This window comes from Streptomyces sp. NPDC043812, from assembly GCF_056436245.1.
The window spans coordinates 1-18,548 of the sequence record NZ_JBWKCY010000052.1 but is presented as its reverse complement, the minus strand read 5'-3'; the positions used below and the strand labels follow the sequence as shown (position 1 = coordinate 18,548).

The window sequence follows — 18,548 nt, the reverse complement described above, 5'->3', positions numbered from 1 at the left end:
AATGCAACCCACTGGTCGACACGGGAGATGGCCCGGCAGACAGGCTTGTCGCAGTCGACCGTCTCGCGGATCTGGCGGACGTTCGGGCTCAAGCCACACTTGGTGGACACCTTCAAGCTGTCGAAGGATCCGCAGTTCATTGAGAAGGTCCGCGACGTTGTCGGCCTGTATCTTGCCCCGCCCGACAGGGCGTTGGTGCTGTGCGTGGATGAGAAGACGCAGATCCAGGCGCTGGATCGGTCCGCCCCGGTGCTACCGATGATGCCCGGCATGCCCGAACGCCGCAGTCACGACTACGTGCGCGGCGGGGTCACCACCTTGTTCGCCGCCCTAAACACCGCGACCGGTGAAGTGATCGGGCAGTTGCACCGCCGACACCGGGCAGTGGAGTTCAAGAAGTTCCTGGTCCGGATCGACAAGGAGGTTCCCGCCGGCCTCGACGTGCACCTGATCTGCGACAACGCCTCCACACACAAGACGCTGGCGATCCAGAAGTGGCTGCTGGCCCACCCGCGGTTCCATCTGCATTTCACACCCACCAGCTCATCCTGGCTGAACCAGGTCGAGCGGTGGTTCGGCCTGCTGACAGACAAGCAGATACGGCGAGGCGTCCACAAGAACGTCCAGAATCTGGAGCGGGACATCCGCAATTGGATCAGGACCTGGAACGAGGACCCGAAACCCTTCGTCTGGACGAAGACCGCAGACGAGATCCTTGAACGCCTCGCCGGATATCTGAACCGAATTCCCGACTCAGGACAATAGGGAGACCTCGTGCGTTCGACTGTTCTGTCGTACGGCCTCGGTGCCGACTCGACCGCCATCCTGCTCAGATTCCTTGCCGACCCCACCACGTACGGACTGCGGCCAGACCTGTCCGACCTGATCGTGCTGCACGCCGTCACCGGCGACGAATGGCCTGATTCGCTGGACTACGCCTCTATTGGTATCCACGGCTAACGGATGCTGAGGAATAGCTCGGAGCTGAAGGCGTCACCTGTCGCGATACATGTCCTCGTCGGGCTCCCAATCCGAGTAGTAGTCGCTGATCGTCATGTCGATGGGAACCTCCTCGGCGAGATCTCCTAGTTCCTCGTCGCCATCAAGGTCGAGGCCGCAGGCGGAACAGACGAACGCGTAGGGAGCGAAGGAGACGAACTCATCCCCGACCACGACGTGGGTCTCTCCGGTGAGTCCACCCCGTGACCCGCAAGCGGGGCAGAATGCTTCCTCGACATGTTCTCCGTGGTTCGGCGACGGCTGCGGCCGAGTGATCGTGGCCAGCACGATCTCGCGATCCTTCGGCTCCAGGTGCCCATAACGCTGTTCGAAGATCGCCCGTGCTTTGACGAGCTTGCTCTCCAGCTCAATGCGAGCTTCCTCGATGTGCTGTGCGATCAGCATGTCGTGGAGTTGTTTGTAGTTGCCCCAGTAGGTCTTGGGGTCGATCTGCAGCTCCTTGAGCAGGGGGTCGATCACTCGGAGGCACGTGGTGAAGACGGTCTGGACCTCAGCGACATCGTGGATGCCGAGATGTGCAACACCGTTGCGTGCGACTGCGACCGGCAGGAAGGTCTTAGCGTCGATGGGCATCTGCTTCCGCAGAAGCGTGTGCACTCGCGTGTGCGCGTCAACCACGCCGATGGTTTTCGCTCGGCTGAGGTCGATGGAGGCAAGGGTGCCGTGCCCGGTCGCGTGGAGCAGTGAGTTAAAGTCTTTGCCCTCGACGATCAGTGCCGGGTGCAGGTTCGCGAGGTATGCCTTGAGCAGGTGTTCTGCCGCAACCCCGGCGTGATGGACCGCGAAGTCGTATGACTCCGGTCCCTGCGAGAAGGCGGCCAGCGCCCCAGACATCCAGCGTTGCGATGAGACCTTGAGCTGTTCGGGTTCCATGGGCTGGACCTTAGGTCCGATCGGTCATGAGGTCGGTCAGGTTTTCGAACCTGACCGTCGCGAGTGCTGCCGTTTCTGGAGCTCGGCCGCAAAACGGGCCCGCACCCGGCTCCAGGACGCCGCCGTGGACGGCAGGGCACGCACGAGAGCCGGGGAGCCGACCGGAGAAACCCGCCAACAGACGTACAGAGCAGGGCCATTACCGCCCCGGGCAGACTCCCGGGCGCAGCCGCGGCAAAGGTGGCGGACGGATCGGGGAGCAGCACCTCGAGGCGGGGCCGGCCGTTGGCCGGCGGTGGGGCGTGCCCCCTGTCGGGGGCCGCGTCGGGGTGGGGGCCGGGTCCCTTTCGGGACCTGGTCGGTCGGGTGCGGGGCCGGGCGCTCGCGTGGGCGCGATGGCCCTGTCGCGCGTGGAGCGCGTCCTCACCGTTTTACGAAGCGACAGTGGTCGGGCTCGAGTTCGAGGTCGAGGTCGACCGGGCGGTGCGGACCGGGGCCGGTGAGCCGGCTCAGGGTGGCGGCGGTCGCGGGGGTGTGGGTCCAGTAGACGCCGGGCCGGTTGAGGACGAGGACCTGGTCGGTGTGCTCGGTCATGCCGGCTGGCAGGTGGGCGGCGGTGACGGCCTCGTCCGGGCGGTCGGTGAGCACCTTCGCGGTGACGAGGGCGGCCAGGTGATGTTCACGTGCGAGGGCGCGCAGCTCGGCCATGGTGGCCGCGGTGTCGAGGCCGTCGTCGCCGAAGTCGCTGAAGTGCTGCACCGTGTCGACGATCCAGAGCCGGAGTGTCCTGCCTCGGCCGGCCCCGGCGATCAGGCCGGACTGGAGGCTGTTGCCGGCGGTGCTGCCGACGCGCGCACCGTGGAGGCACAGGGGCAGGGCCTCCATCTCGGGCAGGACGGTGGCCTTGAAAGCGGCCCAGCCGCCGGCTGGTTCCTGCCGGCGCACGTCGACGCCGTACCGGGCGGCGAGGACCTTCTGCTGCAGGGCGTTGAAGGAGATCTCCCCCGACGTGAACAGGGTGCTCGTGCCCTGCAGGGCGTGGTGGAGGGCGATGTTCAGTGCCAGCGTCGACCGGCCGGCCGTGGGCAGCGAGGCCAGGGCCGTCACGGTGCCTGGCGTGAGAGGTGCCAGCCCCGCCGCACTCCAGGGCACGGCGCCCGGCGCCGCGGTCGCGCCGGTGGCGCCGGACCGCGGTGCGCTGCTCATCGGGCCCGGCGCGACGGCCGTGCGCGGGGCGGATGGTGCCTGGGTGAGGATCCGGACGGCCTGCGCGCGTCCTTCGGCATCGAGCCGGGCGGGCAGCCGGCCCGTGGCGGCGGCCTCCCTGACACGGCGCAGGGCCTCCTGATAGCCGCACTCGCAGGCGTCGTTGAGTGCCTTGGCGATGCGCTGCTGGTGGGTGGTGTTCCGATTCGTCATGACTGCTCCAGCACACCGGCGGGGCCGTCCCACCCCGGCGCGCCAGGTGCACAGGACGTCGGGAACACGCCTGCCGGCACCACACATCCTCGTCGTCCGAGCGGCCGCTCGGTTCGCTCTCGGCCGGAGGTGGGTCCGCACCGCAGCACGCGCCGGACGAGGCACGTGAAGACGAGGATAGCCACGGCCGCCCCGGTGCGAGGGCACATCGTGCCTCCCGCCCACCGGCGCCGCGGTCTCCCGGTGACCGCGGCAGCATCGCGCGGCGGCCGGAGTCCGGCCGCCGCACGGTGCGTCGGGCGGGGCGTCGGCCGGCGCGGGCGGCCAGCAGCTGGGCGCGACTGTAGGTGGTCGTCTCGGCCTTGGTGTCGCGCAGGAGCTCGAACAGACCGCGGGGTGCCTTCGGGTCGCTGGGCCGAGCGGCAGGGGCGGTGATGTCGTCGAGGAGGGCGTCGACAAGGTTGGCGAGGGTGTGGCAGCCGTTGCCGGAGTAGCCGTATCCGATGCCCCAGCCCTCGCGTTCGGGTGCGAGCCACAGGGTCTGGTCCTCGGTGCGGATCCAGCAGATCCCGCCGCTCAGGACGAGGGCCGCGAGTGGCGAGTGGGTGGGCAGGCGCTGGAGACAGTAGGTGAACAGGTCCGCGCCTCGGGTGCCGGCGCTGCGGTGGAGCACGGGGGTACCGGTGACGGGGTCGTGCAGGAGGACGTCGGTGCCGGCCTGCCGTCCGTTGTCCAGGAGCACCTTCTCCAGGACGGTCGGCGGCTGATCGGCAGCGGCCGGGACCAGGCGCTGCGACCACTCGGCGGCGGTGGGGCAGTCGGCCGGATCGATGCTGGTGACGGCGCCGGTGTGCCAGTCCTGTCCGCCGTCCCAGCGCTGGGCGAAGTCGGCGACCCGGTGGGCCAGGACGTCGCGGCGTTCGGTGATGCTCAGCCAGCCGGCGCGGCTGACCAGCTCGCTCAGCTTCCCGGGGGCGGGGCGCAGCAGCGGGGCGGGGACGGCGCCGAGGACGAGATGGGCGCCGTCGCCGCCCTCGGCCTGGTTCTTGCGCAGCTCGTCGATGTGGCGGGTGGTCGAGGTGTGGCCGCGGTGGCGGACTTCACGGGCGAGGTAGAGACAGAGCTCGGCGGCCGGGGATCCGTCCGGCTCGTCCGCGGCGAGCTCGGTGAGCGCCGTGACGGGGGTGACGATGTCGCGGGCAGGCACGACCGCCGGCGGTGCCCCGGGGCGCCAGGCGGCGATCGCGTCGCGATCGCGCAGCGCGTGGAAGAAGTATACGGTGCCGGCTGTCCCAGCGCGGCCTCCAGCTGGGCCCAGGTCGTCTCGTACACCTCGCCGCCCGCGTCGAGATCGCAGGCCACGAGGCGCGGGACGTACGGCTCGACCACCTGGGTGCCGGTCTGCGCCGCGACCACACACGCATACCGGCCGGCCAGCCGTGCCCCGTGACGCTCACGCAGGGCGCGCACAGCCGTCTTCACGGCCGCGTTGCCGTCGTTCATCGCGTGCACCAGGGCGATCCCGCCCCGGGTGGTCTCCCACCGCAGCACCGCGAACTGGTCGACGAACTCCGCTCCCTCGAACTCGGCCCCGGCGGCCGCCTGCTCAAGCCATCGCCCCTCGCCGGCACTGCTGTCGTCGTTGTCGCCGTGCGCTGCGCTCCGTTTGAACAGCCCCACGCCATCCCCTCCCCCACCTCGCCGGCACGTCGCCACCCGGCCGGCGTGCCGGCCGGGATCACGCGCCGCCTCCACCCTGCCCGGCCCCGCAGCCCCGCACCCGCGAACCACCACAACCGGACACGGCCGACAACCGACCGGGGCGCCTCGCGGGCCGCTGGCGCAAGACACCCCAGGAGAACGCCCGGGATTCACGGGAGGCCGCGCACCGCGGTGCGGGCGCGGTTCGTCGAGATTTCTCCGCCGGGAGGTGTAACGGGGCGGGAGGCTGAAGGCACTTGTCTGTGACAGGGGGCTCCCGTGGCGCCCCGGGAGCCGGTCGAGCAAGGGCGGGCCGATGACCGCAGTGGGAAGCAGGTGCACGTGACCAGGCACAGCGAACACCCCCCGGACCGTGAGGAGGAGCGTGGCCGTGAACAGGCGCCATCCCCGCCGCCGGAGGCGGTCGCCGCGTTCGTCGCTCTCGTGCGCGACCACGACGTCAGACGCAGGGCCATCGGGTTCTGCGTCAGGGCCGGTCTGCCTCTCGCCCAGGCCGAGGATCTGGTTCAGAACGCCCTGCTCGTGCTCTGGCTCAAGTGGCCGGCCCTGTGGGACTGGGAGGCGAAGCGTCAGTGGGGGTTCTTCAAGGGCATCGTGCGCCGCATGATCCCCGGCTACTACGAGGGGGAGAAACGCCGGCGGGCGCTGCCGGAGAGGGCGCTGCGCTCGGACCCGTACATCGACGTCGTCGGCGGCGAGATCGCGGTCACGGCCGCCGCGGAAATCCCGCACCAGGCCGCCGCGGACCGCGCCACCCTGGACGAGCTGCAGCACCTGCTCACCCACCCGCGGCTCAGTCCCATCTACCGCGACAGCCTCCGGCTCGTCGACGACGGGCTCTGTGCGAAGGAGCGCGCCGAGCTGAACGGCACCACCGAGGGCGCCGAACGCGTCCGCACCCACCGTGCCCGGGCACGGGCCCAGCAGATCAAGACCAGCGAGGAGGAGGGAGACAAGTGAGCGACGAGCGGCAGCACCCGGACAACGTGACCAACCTGACCGCCACCGGCCTCCACGCGCCCGCGATCGGCATGATCCTCAGCGGCGACATCCACATCACGACGGGCCACAGCATCGGTGCCGAGGCGCACGGGGACCCCGACGGCGAACCGACTGCCCGGACCGGGCGCGCCCACCGCGTCTACACCACCGGGCCCGATGGTGTGGGCTTTGTCGAACTGCCCGCAGTCCCTGGCCGCGAGACCGGCACCCAGCTTCACGCCGACCTCGACCTCGACCTCGACGTCGATGAGGACGACGAGGCGTGGGCGCCGATCGGTCCGGAGGAGACCGAGGAGGAGCACGAGGAACTCGTCGCACGGGTGATCCGCGACGGCGAGGCCCTGCGCCGCGAGCTCGGCCTGGCCGGCTTCGCCGACACCCCCGCCGACCCACGCCCGACGCCCGGAACGAGCACCGAGACGGCGACCGACACCGCGGCGGCAACGGACCCGGAGGCCAGCCACGACGGGCCGACCAGCGGAGACGGTCCGCCGCCGGTCCCCCACGCCCCGCGGCCGCCCCGACCGCACAGGCCACGCGTAAGCCGTGGAACCCTTCGCCCCGTCAGCCACCGCGTCGCGGTGCGTCACGCCCGGCGGGACGCGGATTCCCCGGTGTCGGGAACCCGACTGCACCACGTGCTCGCCGTCGGCCTGGCGCTCGCCCTCGCTGCCTCGTTCGTCGGGATCGTCGCACTCGGCCTGGGCACCGCCGGCGGCATCTCCCCGGAGGTCGTGGGCGCCGTCGGCGCGTCCGTGGGCCTCCTGGCCGGTCCCACGGTCCGCAGGGCCGTCATGCGGGCGTGGCACACGCTGACCGCGAGCATGCATGCGCTCCTGGGCGACAAGCTGCACGAGAGGCAGCACACCGACAAGGAGAAGGAGGAGGTGTAACGCAGGTCGCCGGTCGGCTCACCTGACTGTGAGGCCGCCGACCGGCGTCCGACATCCGTTGCCGAGGAGAGGCACCATGCCGGAGCAGGACCCGCACAACAAGCCCGCCCGCAGGACGACCGCGCCCCGCGCGGAGCGCACGGACCGGCGGATCACCCTGTCCCTGCCGGTGCCCCGCCGGGTCAGCCTCACCGGGGCGACCGCGGTGACCGGCAGCAGCGCGCTGGCCGGCGCGATCGCCTCCGGGCACGCGCCCACCGAACCGGTCTACGTGTACTCCCTCGTCGCCCTGTCCATCGCCACGATGGCGTACGACATCGCCCGCAAGTCCCTGCGTCTGCGCGGCGCCTGACCTGCCCTCGGTCATCGGTCATCGGGCGGCAGCACGATGCCCCACCTCCGCAACGAAACCGTGGGAGTGGGGCACATCCATTCCCGGGCCCCGCGGTTGACGGAATAGAGCGGCGCGCAAGGGGGCCCGGGAGCTGCGCGGGCCGGTGCGCCGGGTCGGGCCGCCCCGGCGCCAACGCGCGGTCACGGGCGGGGGCGAGCACCAGGCGCAGGTCCCGTGCTCGTCGGCGAGCTCGATGAGGTCGTCGTCAATGGCTTCCAGGGTGACGGGCGGTACCGAGCAGCAGAACCGAAGCACGACAGGCCGGCCGTTGACCACCCCAGGTCCTGCCTGTCGGGAGCACCTGGGGTGGCCGCCCCGGGCCCTTTCGGGCCACAGGTTCGCCGGGTGCCGCCCGCGGGCATCAGGGACCGGGGGAACATCCGCCGTCCACGCTGCGGGGCCGTCTACGGGCGACGGGTGAACGAGTGCAGCCGGTCGACCTCGGTCCAGCCGGCCCGGTCGTACAGGGCGTTGGCGGCGGTGCGGTCGCGCCCTGGGTCGCCGCGCAGGCTGTCGTCGACGTAGAGAATCGCTTCGCGGGCGCCGAGCCCGGCGAGCAGGTCCAGGGCGGAGCCGAGCAGGGCCAGGCCCAGGCCCCGCCCACGGGCGGCCGGGGCGACGCTGATCCACCACAGCACCCCGATCCCGGCCACGGGGCGGCCGATGGTGGCCTCCGCGACCAGTCCCCCGCCCTCGCGGACCTCCAGACGCTTGCCCGGAGGGTCCTCGCACTCGGCGACGGTGACCTGAGCGGCGTGCGGCAGCCCGGCGATCGGCAGATCCGCGCGCATGTAGCGCCACAGGTCCCGCGCGGTGAACCCCGCCGCCTCCAGCGCGCGGCGGGTCGCCGGCCGGTGCAGCACCGGCAGGCCCTCCAGACCGAGGGAGAGCGCGGAGGCGAACTCGAAGGCGTGCACCGTGCGTTGTTCCCCGAGCCGGCCGACCGCGCAGGTGGTCAGGACCTCGCCGAGGGCCTGGTCCTCGCGGCAGTGCAGCCACAGGATGAACCCGGCCCCGTCGCGGGGACGGGTGGCGCAGGAGACGACGCCCAGGACCGTGCCCGTCTCGTCATGGATGACCTCGGTGACGGGCGGCTCCAGCTCCGTCCACCAGCCGCCGTCCACCGGTGAACGGCCCGCCACGGCCTCGGCGAGCATCGCGGGTGTGGTCGGCGGCTGTCCGGGCAGCCGGTCGGCCGCCACCAGGTCGAGCACCGCCGCCTCGTCGCCCGGCACGTAGGGCCGCACCGACAGCTGCGCCCCCGAACGGAACGTGGTGACCGCCATGGGCTGCTCCCGCCTTCCTACCGGTGTTCCTCTCCAGCCTCCCCCCAGCAGCTCCACCCCACCCACGCCGGACAACGCCGGGCAGGCGCGGTGGCGCAGGGGTCGGGCGGTCACGCGAGGGGCCGGCCGGGCACGGCACGGCGCCCGTGCATTTTCTCGCCTGGTACCGAGCCCAGAAGTAGCCGAAGCGGGGGCGGGGCCTCGCCGCACCCCCGACTCGCACGAGACGCACGGTTACGGGGGCATCTCCGTAGTGAGGTGCCAGCCGGCGCACCGGGGTTCGCTATCCACTGCCCGGGCACTGACCCCTGGTCCTGCAGCCCGACGCAGAAGTCCGCCTCTGCGAGTACCGGTGCTGCTCGCAGGCCCGCCCTACGATGGGCCGGTGACCGAGACACTACCCCCCGCGGGTGTTGACCTCTTCGACGTTCACCGGCTCCGCCTGACAGAGGCGGAAGCGCCGCGGTTGTCGCACGAGGACGAGCTGGCCAGGGACCTCGTATGGAACAAGGCCGTCCAGGCCAACCCGAGCCTCTTCGACGGTCCGGTGGTGGCGTGTGCGGGGGTGAAGTGGGAGGGGCCGCACAGTCTCGTCCTCTCCTGGGCGCGGGTGACATACCGGCACTACGCCTTGCGCCGCGTCCCAGGCAGTACCTCGTGGCTGCCGTCGTTGTTCGTGAACGTCGTACAGCCGACGGACGACGGGCGTGTGTTGGTGGCAAAGATGTCGTCATCAACAGCCGCTCCGGGACGGTGGCAGCTGCCAGGCGGCTCCGTCGAGCCGCCCGAGGAGCAGCAGTCGCTCGATGAGACGGCTCTGCGTCGCCATGCCGCGCGAGAGCTGGCCGAGGAGACCGGTGTCGACCTGGCGCCCGAGGCACTGCGCCTGTGGACCGTCACCCGCGGCGAGAACCGCAGCATCGGCCTCGTCTATCTCGCCCCGCCCCGGCCGGCGGCGGTACTACGTGAGCGCTTCGACGCCGTGACGGTCGCCGAGAAGACCCTGGGGCACGACCCCGAGCTGGATCGGATCGCTCTGGTGAGTTCCCCCGCTCAGCTTGCGGACCTGGGAGGTCCGCACGTGGACTACTTGAAGCCGATCATGCGTCGCTACACGGAGGCACCGCTCCGGCACGATGCCTGAGCTGCATCATCAGTCCCTCGGTCGGTGTTTTCTCCGGGGCGTACTGCCCGCAGCGGGGTTAGAGGTGAAGCAAGCCGTCAGGTGCTGGTGAGGAAGTCGCGGGCCCGTTCGTCGAGTTCAGCCGCGCACCGCAGGCCGCGGGCACGGAAGCGGGCGAGGTCGCTGCGTATCCTGCTGACGGCTTTGCGGGTGCGGACGGATCGCACGCCGTCCATGTGGTCGATGGCTCGATGCCAGGTGACACACGCTTGCTCAATGCCGCCGCGCTTGAGGTACATCTCGGCGCCGGCCACCAGGTCGAGGGCGACGATCCGGGCGTAGGTTCCGGCGGGGCGGGACGTGGCAGCCAGGGCGTACTGCTCGGCGGCGGCCCGGTGGTCGCCGACAGTCTCGTGGACCTTGGCGGTGCGGGAGTACACCGACGCGGCGGGGGGTCCCCAGGCCAGAGCCCAGAACGGTACGTCGTCGCCGGGGGCCGTGGTCAGGAGGACGCGGGCATCCTCGGCCTCGGCAAGGGCGGCACGCCGCTTTCCGGACTTTGCCAGGGTATGGGCGTGAACAACCCGGAACAGGGCCTCGGTCTGGGCGTCCACCCGGCCCTTTGCGCGGGTAAGACCGGTCTCGGCGAGGCCCTGGCAGTGCTCAGGACGGTGGAGCTTGAGGCCCTGCATGGCCATGGTGCGCATCACGAAACCGTCGTGGCCGGTGATGCCGGACTCAGCGGCCAGTGCGTAGGACTGGAGATAGTAGCGCTGAGCGAGCCCTTGCTGGCCGGCGTCGTAGCTCTTCCATCCCAGGAGGTGCACGCCTCGGCCGGCCGCTGAGAGCATTTGACGGCGTGCGTCCTCGGTGCGGAAGCGGGCCCGGCACAGCGGTGCTACGTCGTCGCGGAGGTAGGTGACCAGGGCGCTTCGGCCGTGCTGGCCGCCGTGGCGTTCGTCCATCTCGGAGAACGCGCTGATCATGTCACGGACGGCGGCGACCTCGGCCATGCCGACGGTGTGGCCGGTGCGGGCCGCCGCGGTGCGGTCGGCGATTTCCTGAACGTGGTTGAGTGGGAGGGCGGCGGCAGCCACGGAGTATGCGGAGGCGGTCAGGAAGCTGCGCCGATCCAACTCATACCTCCACATCGGCAGTAAGGCGTCCAGCGGGTCGGCCCCGAGGGACAGTCCGATGGTGTCACTGAACGTCTCGCCTGCGGTCGGCAGGCCGAGGTCGGCCGGGGCCAGAATGCGGCCGAGCCGCCTGGAGAGGGCGACGGCGAGGTAGCGGCCGGTATTGCCTCTGGGCGTGGCGCCGTCGAGCCAGTGCTCGACGGCGGACTTGTTGGTCCGTAGTTCGACGCCGGATTCAGCGGCGACCGCGCGGACGGACCTCGCCAGGGCCTCGTAGGTGAGGCCCGATTCTGCGACGAGGTCGCGGAGCTGGTGGTTCGGTGTGCGCGTGGTCATGAGCACCTGCCCGTATACGCGATATACCGCTTGGCCTGCCCGCCACCGTACCGCTGCCAAGCAGCTGCGGGTTGACTCTTCATCAGGCCAGGACAGCCCAAGGCGATCGGGTTCTGCGCGCTCGGCTCGCCCGTGCGCCGGGCCGTGCACAGGCGGCCGCTGGCTGCTCGGTCTTTGCATGTATCTCCCGCATCACACGAGCCCCTGGGAGGGTACCCATGGATGAGTGGGGAAGTCAGTGGAGCTCCGCGGCGTCTGCTCTGCTCGCGGCGGAGCGGTCTCGAGTTCCGGTGGCTCCGCTGACGGCGCAGCCAGGCGGCCTGACTCTTGAGGACGCCTATCGAATCCAGGCAGTCGCCGTTGCGTGCCGGGTCGCCGGCGGGGCCCGCGTCGTCGGTCACAAGGTCGGGGTGACTTCCCGGGCCATGCAGGAGCAGATGGGGGTCAACGAGCCGGACTCGGGTGTCCTGCTGGACAGCATGCTGTTGCCCAGCGGCGGCGAGCTGCTGAGGGGAGAGCTCCTGGCGCCGCGGGTGGAGGCGGAGATCGCGTTCCGGCTCGGCCGCGACTTGGAGGGCTCCGACGTCACCCTGGAGGCCGCCAGGCACGCGGTGTCGGAGGTGTTCCTCGCCATTGAGGTGATCGACACTCGGTTCACCAGTTGGCGGATCGCTCTGGCGGACAGCATCGCGGACAACGCCTCCTGCGCGCGGGTCGCTATCGGGCGCATGGTCCCGCTCGATCCCGCGTGGGACTTGGCTGCCGAGCAGCTGGTCGTCAGCGTCGACGGCAGGGCGGTCGTCACAGGGGAAGGCCGGGCTGTCCTCGGCGACCCGTTTCGCCCGCTGGCCTGGCTGGCAGAACGGCTGAGCAGCGTCACCTCAGGGGGCCTTCGGGCCGGTGAACTCGTCCTGGCTGGGGCGGTGCACGCCAGTCTCCCGTTGGACGCGGGAACGACCGTGCGGGTCTTCGCGCCGCATCTGCCACCGGTGGAGCTCCGCGTCTCCTGATCCGCCCCGCTGTCTTCCCGATGCGGCCGCCTGCCGCCATCGGCACACACTCACCCACGACCAAGGAGCGGCCCATGGCCGGTAAAAGGATAGGCATCGCGGTGCTCGGAGCCGGTCTGATCGGAACCGACCTCGTGGAGAAGGTCGGGCGCTCGCAGGTACTGGACTGCCGCCTCGTGGTGGGCCGGGACCAGCAGAGTCTGGGCCTGAGGCGGGCGGCCGAGATGGGGTGTGCGACGTCCGCGGGCGGGATCGACTCCGTGCTGGAGTCCGGGCCCTTCGACGTGGTCTTCGACGCCTCGAACGCCGATGCCCACGCGGGGCACTTGCCTCTCCTGCGGGAGACGGACGCGACACTCATCGACCTCACCCCCGCGCAGCTCGGCACGATGGTCGTGCCTGCCGTCAACGGCAAAAGAGGGCTGACCGACCGCCACATCAACCTGATCAGCTGTGGCGGCCAGGCGGCGATCCCGGTCCTGCACGCCCTCGCTCAGCACTGCACACCGCAGTACATCGAGGTGGTCTCCACCGGGGCGAGCGCGAGCGCGGGGCCGGCCACCCGGCGCAACCTTGACCAGTACATCGCCACCACTGAGGCCGCCATCCGGTCCTTCACCGGCGCCCCGGAGACGAAGGTGATGGTCAACCTCAGCCCCGCCCGGCCCGCACCGCCGTTCCGGGTGGCGATGACCCTGCTGGCCGACGACATCAGGCCTGAGCTGGTCCGCTCGACCGTCGCGGCCTCTGCCTTGAACGTGCGCGCGTACGCGCCCGGGTTCACCGTGACCTCAGTCGCGGTGGACGACGGCCGGATCTCCGTCGTGGTGCAAGTGACCGCCAAGGGCGGCCGCATCCCCCGGTATGCGGGAAACCTCGACATCATCAACGCGGCCGCCGTGCTCCTGGCGGAGCAGTACGCGGCCGCCCAGTGCCGGTGAAGGAATCGCTCATGGACGAAGCCACGGCGGGCCCCGCAGCCCGGGTACTGATCCACGACCCCACGCTCAGGGACGGCCATCACGCGGTGCGCCACCAGCTCAACGCCGACCAGATGCGGGCCTACGCCGCAGCCGCCGACGCCGCCGGCGTGCCCGTGGTGGAGGTCGGCCACGGCAACGGCCTGGGCGCATCCTCCCTCCAGATCGGCCGGGCCTGCCTGAGTGACACAGACATGCTGAAGGTCGTCCGTGCAGCGCTTACTCACTCCCGGATGGGTGTCTTCATGGCCCCGGGCTGGGGCACATCCGACGATCTGCGCGGCGCCGTCGCGCTCGGTGCGGACGTGGTGAGGATCGCGGCGCACTGCACCGAGGCCGACGTGAGCGAAGCCCACCTCGGCGTCGTTCGCGATCTCGGGGCCGAAGCCCACGGTGTCCTGCTCATGAGCCACATGGCCAGCCCTCACCAGCTGGCCGAACAGTGCGGCCTGCTGGCGCAGTTCGGCGCGCAGGCCGTCGGAATCTTCGACTCCGCCGGCTGCTACCTCCCTGCCGACGTCACCGAGCGGATCGCCGCCATCACCGCGGCGGTCGACGTCCCGGTGATCTTCCACGGCCACAACAACCTCGGTATGGCCGTCGCGAACTCCATCGCCGCGATCCAGGCCGGTGCGCAGATCATCGACGCGACTGCGCGCGGCTTCGGCGCCGGCGCCGGGAACACCCAACTGGAAGTCCTCGTGGCCGTCCTGGAGCGCATGGGCCACTCCACCAGCATCAACCTGCGCAAGCTGCTGACCGCGGCGGACACCGCCGAGGAGCGTCTGATGAAGGCCCCGCCGGTGATCGACTCCGTCAGCCTCGTCAGCGGGCTGGCTGGGGTGTTCTCCGGGTTCAAGAAGCCCGTGCTGGACTCCGCCTGCCGCGAGGGCGTCGACCCCGTGGACCTCTTCTTCGCACTCGGCGAGCGCCAGGTGGTCGCGGGCCAGGAGGACCTGATCGACGACATCGCCCGCATGCTCAAGGAGGCGTGATGAGCAATCACAGCGAACCCGACGCCACGGTCATCTGCGGCATCGGCGCGGCACTTCCCCCGACGGTCGTCTCCAACGCGGAGCTCTGCACCCGGCTGGACACGACGGGCGAGTGGATCCGTTCCCGCACCGGCATCGCCCAGCGGCACATCGCCGACGGGGGCATCTCCACCGAGGATCTGGCGGCGGAGGCCGCGCAGAAGGCGCTGGCGCGTTCCGGATCGGTCCAGGCGCTGGTGCTGGCCACAGCGACACCGGATCGGTGCTGCCCGGCGACCGCGACCACCGTGGCATCCCGTCTGGGCCTGACCGGCATCCCCGCGTTCGACCTCGCGGCGGGCTGCACCGGGTTCCTTTACGGGCTCGCCACGGCGGCGGGCTTCATCGCCACCCGGACGGCAGAGGCGGTCCTTGTCATCGGCGCCGACCGGCTCTCCACGCTGCCGGCTCAAGGCGACCGTACGACCGTTCCGCTCTTCGGCGACGGCGCCGGGGCCATGGTGCTGCGTCGCGGCCAGGCGTGGGAGGACGGGGCGATCGGCCCGGTGGTACTGGGCAGCGACGGCACCTGCGCCGATCTGATCCGGGCCGCGCGTCCGGGCGCCTTGCGCATGCAGGGGGCAGAGGTCTTCCGTCACGCGGTCGACCGCATGTCCTCCGTCTCCGCGCAGGCGGTCGCGGCGGCGGGCTGGCGTATGGAGGACGTCGACCGCCTGGTGCCCCACCAGGCGAACGCGCGGATCACTTCCTTCGTCGCCCGGCAGCTCGCCGTCCCCGACGACCGCCAGCTGCACAACGTCGACTCCGTGGGCAACACGGGCGCCGCCTCCATCCCCCTGCTCCTGGCGCAGGCCGCCGTGAACGGACGTCTGAAGGCCGGACACCGCCTCGTGCTGACCGCGTTCGGCACCGGAGTGACCTGGGGCGCCACCACCGCCATTTGGCCCGATCTGACCCCGTGACCCCTGCGACCGAGGGAGACACCGTGAACGGTGATTTCGAAAGCATCCTGCTCACCGACCTCAAGCTGTCCGCGAACCGGCTGACCGCGGATGCCACTCTCGACGCCGCCGGCTTCGACTCGCTCGCGATCGTCGAGCTCTCCGTCCTGCTCGGTGACCGCTTCGGCATCGATGTCACCGACGCCGACATCAAGGGCGCCGCCAACCTCGAACAGCTCGACCACCTCATCACGTGCAAGCGCGACGAAAGGTGAGCTCCGCCATGAAGCAGCCACCGCGCTCCGGCCGGGCCTGGATCATCACGCCCGGCCTGCATCCCAGCCGGTACGAGACCGCGCAGACCTCCGGCGCCGGGGTGGCCCTCGTCGACCTCGAAGACTCCGTGGCCATGCAGGACAAGCAGGCCGCCCGCACCCAGGCACAGCAGTTCTTCGCCCGGCCGGACGCGCCGTGCAGCCGAGGCGTGCGCATGAACGCCCCGACGACCCTGGAGGGCACCAAGGACCTCGTCGCCATGGCCGCGTACACCTTCAAGCCCGATCTCATCCTCGTCCCGAAGACCGAATCCGCCCGGGACATCGAACTCGTGGCCAACGTCCTGGACACCGAGGGCTACACCCCGGACATCTGGGGACTGATCGAGACCCCGCGCGCCTTCGACAAACTCCCTTCGATCATGAAGGCGCCCCGGCTCGGCGGTGTCGTCTTCGGTTCGGCCGACTACGCCGCGACCGTCCACTGCGGACTGGGCTGGCAGGCCCTGCTCTATGCCCGCTCCGCCCTGGTCAACAGCGCGACGGCCGCCGGTATCCCCGCCATCGATGCGCCGTTCTTCGACCTGAGCGATCTCGACGCACTGCGGCGCGAAGCCGAGAAGGCCAAGGATCTCGGGTTCTACGGAAAAGGCGCCGTCCACCCCCGTCAGGCGGCCGTCATCAACGACACCTTCGCACCCTCCGACAAGGAGATCGCACGCGCGCGGGCAATCGTTGCCGCTGGTCGAAAGAGTGGCAACGGCATCACGTCCGTGGACGGCCAGATGATCGGGACCCCCTTCTTCACCGCGGCACACGCCCTTGTCCGCGAGGTGGACGGCTGATCCGGCCCGCCCGAAGCAACCGGAGACCACCGTGAACAACGATCTGCCGAAGGGCTACCGGCACATCGCCGAGGGCCGCATCCGCGAGAACGTTGGCCTCGGGTATGACGAGTTCGCTGTCGGCCTGGTCATCGAGCACCGGCCGGGGCGGACGGTGCTCGAGGTCGACAACCTCTTGGGAACGACGCTGGCCGGCAACGCGGCGCCCATCCACATCGACGCCCACTTCAGCAGCATGACCGAGTGGGGGCGCATCCTGGTATGCGGCGGCGTCACGTTGAACCTCGTCGCAGGCATGAGCGTACGCAGCACCAGCGGCCTGACCATCGCGAACCTCGCACTCACCGACGTCCGCTTCGAGGCCCCCGTCTTCGTGGGCGACACGCTCTACGCGGAGACGGAAGTCCTCAGCCGCAGACACTCCAAGAGCCGGCCCGAGAACGGAATCGTCTCGTGCCGTACCTCCGGCCACAACCAGGCGGGCACACGAGTGCTGACCTTCACCCGGACCTTCCTCGTACCCACCGATCCCGACGCTGTCCGGGCCGCCACCAATTACTAGAAGGTGCTCCATGAGCGAACAGCTGTCCTTCACCGTGGCCGACAACGACCTGTGGCAGCAGTACGACGAGCTGACCACCCGCGCCTACGGCCACCGCATCGGCGACATCACCGCCCTGCGCCAACACGCCGATCTTCGGGTGGCGACCCGCGAAGGCCGAGTCGTCGCCGGCGGCCTCGGCATGCTCGTCAATCAATTCTTCGGCGGCTCCCCAGTGCCCAGCGCGTGCCTCGGCGCCGGCTGCGTTGCCCCGGAAGAACGCGGCGAGCACCTGGCAACCCGCATGGCCGCCGAACGGCTACGCCCCCTCCAGGAGCAGGGTGCAGTGATCTCCGCGATCTCGACATCCTCGACCGGCTACGCCCGCAGGCTCGGCTGGGAGGCACCCGTGCCGGTGTTCGCCTGGGCCGTTGCCACCGACGACCTGAAGCGGTCCTTCAGCAATAAGGACTTCGAGATCGAACACAACGTAACCCCGGACGCCCACGACCTTCAGCGGAACCTCGCCCGCCAGTGGAACGGCCCCGTGGAGAGACCCGACTGGTGGTTTCCCTGGAAGCAGCAGAAGAGCGGCCTGACAACGTACCGCTTCCGCAGGCCGGGCCAACCCACCGCCGGGGTACTGTCCTTCGCCACGAAACGCCGCGAGCGCCACGGCATGAACCTCGTCGTCCACGACTTCTGGGCGACCAGCCAGAAAACGGCCATCGCCATGCTCGCCTTCCTCGGCCGCCACAACACCCGCGCCGAGACCATCGAATTCCGGCGCGGCGTGCTCCCGCCCTACCCCTCCCTGCTCCACAACCTCCACCACCACCGGCCCACCGCCGAGGCGTGGCACCCCTGGATGCTGCGCATCCTCGACATCCCCGAAGCCATCCGACTCCGTGGATGGCCCGCCGACCTCAACTCCACCGTGCCCATCGCGATCGAAAACGAGAACGGCGGCACCCCGGACCAGTACCTCCTCCGGATCACCGCCGGAACCGCCGAGATCAGCCCGACACACACCGAAAGCAAGGTGACCCTCACCCGCAGACAACTCGCGGTCTGGTACGCCGGTGGCTACAGGACCCTCGCCTCGGCCCGCCTGGCCGGGGTCCGCGCCGTATCGGAAAAGGCGCTCACAACCCTCATCCGCAGTACGACAGACAACGAACCCTGGCTCCCCGACCACTTCTAGCAACCGCCATGACAGGTTCCAGGCGGAATTCCCCGCGGCCCGCACGAGACAGTCGCCGACTGCCGAGCGGGAGAACAACCGCGAGTCCCCGCTGGCAGCGCTCGACACCGCCCTCAACGGAAGGGAACGGAGGCCAGCCGCCGGTCACCACCAACGACATGCCGCCGCTCCGCGGCGATCCGCCAACCCGGGCCCGCTCACGAGTTCCTGAGCATCTCGACCACACCCAAGCAGGGGTACTCCGCGTGCGCTTGATCTGAAGCCCCCGGAGCGCTCTCAGGTGTCGGATCCGACTGTCCGGCAGGCGCATCCGGCACCTGCCCGACAGCCGCGCGGCAGCTCACAAACGAGGCGAGCAGCCTTGCCCGAGGCGCCAGTCGCGGAACCCGCTCGCCATGCACTCATAGATGGTGTACGTTTATTCACGTCATCACCGAGGCCCCGGGATGACACCCGAACCGCAACGACCCACGATCAGGAGAGAGCAGCCATGATCCCCGCCGGCCGCACCCCGCTCGGAACCGCAGACGTCGCCCAGCGCATGGGCAGGAAG

General features: G+C 70.3%; 19 protein-coding genes. 15 read left to right on the top strand and 4 right to left on the bottom strand.

All coding sequences use genetic code 11. The annotated features are described in order from the left end of the window. Both AC067Z_RS37490 and AC067Z_RS37485 read left to right on the top strand, forming a co-directional pair. A partial coding sequence (locus tag AC067Z_RS37490; protein WP_478794132.1) for an IS630 family transposase occupies window positions 1-765 on the top strand: 765 nt, incomplete at its 5' end. Between the two features lie 9 nt (window positions 766-774). Further along, on the top strand, window positions 775-960 hold the full coding sequence (locus AC067Z_RS37485) for a hypothetical protein (RefSeq protein ID WP_478794131.1): 186 nt from the start codon (window positions 775-777) through the stop codon (window positions 958-960). Between the two features lie 33 nt (window positions 961-993). Here AC067Z_RS37485 and AC067Z_RS37480 read toward each other — a convergent pair whose 3' ends face one another. Beyond that, on the bottom strand, window positions 994-1,893 hold the full coding sequence (locus tag AC067Z_RS37480; RefSeq protein ID WP_478794130.1) for a hypothetical protein: 900 nt from the start codon (window positions 1,891-1,893) through the stop codon (window positions 994-996). Between the two features lie 423 nt (window positions 1,894-2,316). Continuing rightward, entirely contained in the window at window positions 2,317-3,312 is a 996-nt protein-coding gene (locus tag AC067Z_RS37475) for a P-loop NTPase family protein (RefSeq protein ID WP_478794129.1), read from the bottom strand. Between the two features lie 664 nt (window positions 3,313-3,976). On the opposite strand from AC067Z_RS37475, the gene AC067Z_RS37470 reads away from it, so the two are divergent. The 4 genes from AC067Z_RS37470 (at window position 3,977) to AC067Z_RS37455 (ending at window position 7,281) form a co-directional block, all read left to right on the top strand. After that, entirely contained in the window at window positions 3,977-4,762 is a 786-nt protein-coding gene (locus tag AC067Z_RS37470; protein ID WP_478794128.1) for a hypothetical protein, read from the top strand. A gap of 593 nt (window positions 4,763-5,355) precedes the next feature. Continuing rightward, window positions 5,356-5,994, top strand: coding sequence for an RNA polymerase sigma factor (locus AC067Z_RS37465; RefSeq protein WP_478794127.1), 639 nt, complete (start codon window positions 5,356-5,358; stop codon window positions 5,992-5,994). Further along, the gene (locus AC067Z_RS37460) at window positions 5,991-6,929 is read left to right on the top strand and encodes a hypothetical protein (protein WP_478794126.1); all 939 of its coding nucleotides are present in this window, start codon (window positions 5,991-5,993) and stop codon (window positions 6,927-6,929) included. Before AC067Z_RS37465 ends, AC067Z_RS37460 begins: the two co-directional genes overlap by 4 nt. Window positions 6,930-7,005: 76 nt before the next feature. Next, entirely contained in the window at window positions 7,006-7,281 is a 276-nt protein-coding gene (locus AC067Z_RS37455; RefSeq protein ID WP_478794125.1) for a hypothetical protein, read from the top strand. A 446-nt stretch (window positions 7,282-7,727) separates the two neighbouring features. Here the strand turns inward: AC067Z_RS37455 and AC067Z_RS37450 are convergent, their stop codons facing one another. Continuing rightward, window positions 7,728-8,609 (bottom strand): GNAT family N-acetyltransferase, encoded by an 882-nt coding sequence (locus tag AC067Z_RS37450; RefSeq protein ID WP_478794124.1) that lies wholly within the window; start codon window positions 8,607-8,609, stop codon window positions 7,728-7,730. A 385-nt stretch (window positions 8,610-8,994) separates the two neighbouring features. Here AC067Z_RS37450 and AC067Z_RS37445 point away from each other — a divergent pair, with 385 nt between their 5' ends. Then, window positions 8,995-9,753 carry an NUDIX hydrolase gene (locus tag AC067Z_RS37445; RefSeq protein ID WP_478794123.1) on the top strand — a complete coding sequence of 253 codons (759 nt, stop codon included), beginning with the start codon at window positions 8,995-8,997 and terminating at the stop codon, window positions 9,751-9,753. A 77-nt stretch (window positions 9,754-9,830) separates the two neighbouring features. Here the strand turns inward: AC067Z_RS37445 and AC067Z_RS37440 are convergent, their stop codons facing one another. Continuing rightward, on the bottom strand, window positions 9,831-11,204 hold the full coding sequence (locus tag AC067Z_RS37440; RefSeq protein ID WP_478794122.1) for a hypothetical protein: 1,374 nt from the start codon (window positions 11,202-11,204) through the stop codon (window positions 9,831-9,833). A gap of 410 nt (window positions 11,205-11,614) precedes the next feature. Between AC067Z_RS37440 and AC067Z_RS37435 the strand changes: the two genes are divergently transcribed. The 8 genes from AC067Z_RS37435 (at window position 11,615) to AC067Z_RS37400 (ending at window position 17,995) form a co-directional block, all read left to right on the top strand. Then, complete coding sequence (locus AC067Z_RS37435; protein ID WP_478794121.1) at window positions 11,615-12,214, top strand: 2-keto-4-pentenoate hydratase; 600 nt, start codon at window positions 11,615-11,617, stop codon at window positions 12,212-12,214. A 74-nt stretch (window positions 12,215-12,288) separates the two neighbouring features. Continuing rightward, window positions 12,289-13,155, top strand: a complete 867-nt coding sequence (locus AC067Z_RS37430; RefSeq protein ID WP_478794120.1) for an acetaldehyde dehydrogenase (acetylating) — start codon at window positions 12,289-12,291, stop codon at window positions 13,153-13,155. A gap of 11 nt (window positions 13,156-13,166) precedes the next feature. After that, on the top strand, window positions 13,167-14,189 hold the full coding sequence (gene dmpG, locus AC067Z_RS37425; RefSeq protein WP_478794119.1) for a 4-hydroxy-2-oxovalerate aldolase: 1,023 nt from the start codon (window positions 13,167-13,169) through the stop codon (window positions 14,187-14,189). Next, window positions 14,189-15,151 (top strand): beta-ketoacyl-ACP synthase 3, encoded by a 963-nt coding sequence (locus AC067Z_RS37420; RefSeq protein WP_478794118.1) that lies wholly within the window; start codon window positions 14,189-14,191, stop codon window positions 15,149-15,151. Before dmpG ends, AC067Z_RS37420 begins: the two co-directional genes overlap by 1 nt. 23 nt (window positions 15,152-15,174) lie before the next feature. Then, the gene (locus AC067Z_RS37415) at window positions 15,175-15,405 is read left to right on the top strand and encodes an acyl carrier protein (RefSeq protein ID WP_478794117.1); all 231 of its coding nucleotides are present in this window, start codon (window positions 15,175-15,177) and stop codon (window positions 15,403-15,405) included. Window positions 15,406-15,413: 8 nt separating this feature from the next. Further along, complete coding sequence (locus tag AC067Z_RS37410; protein ID WP_478794116.1) at window positions 15,414-16,250, top strand: HpcH/HpaI aldolase/citrate lyase family protein; 837 nt, start codon at window positions 15,414-15,416, stop codon at window positions 16,248-16,250. Window positions 16,251-16,281: 31 nt separating this feature from the next. Then, entirely contained in the window at window positions 16,282-16,812 is a 531-nt protein-coding gene (locus tag AC067Z_RS37405) for a MaoC family dehydratase (RefSeq protein WP_478794115.1), read from the top strand. Between the two features lie 10 nt (window positions 16,813-16,822). Then, window positions 16,823-17,995: a GNAT family N-acetyltransferase gene (locus AC067Z_RS37400; RefSeq protein ID WP_478794114.1), complete on the top strand. Its 1,173-nt coding sequence runs from the start codon at window positions 16,823-16,825 to the stop codon at window positions 17,993-17,995. Window positions 17,996-18,548: the final 553 nt, after the last annotated feature.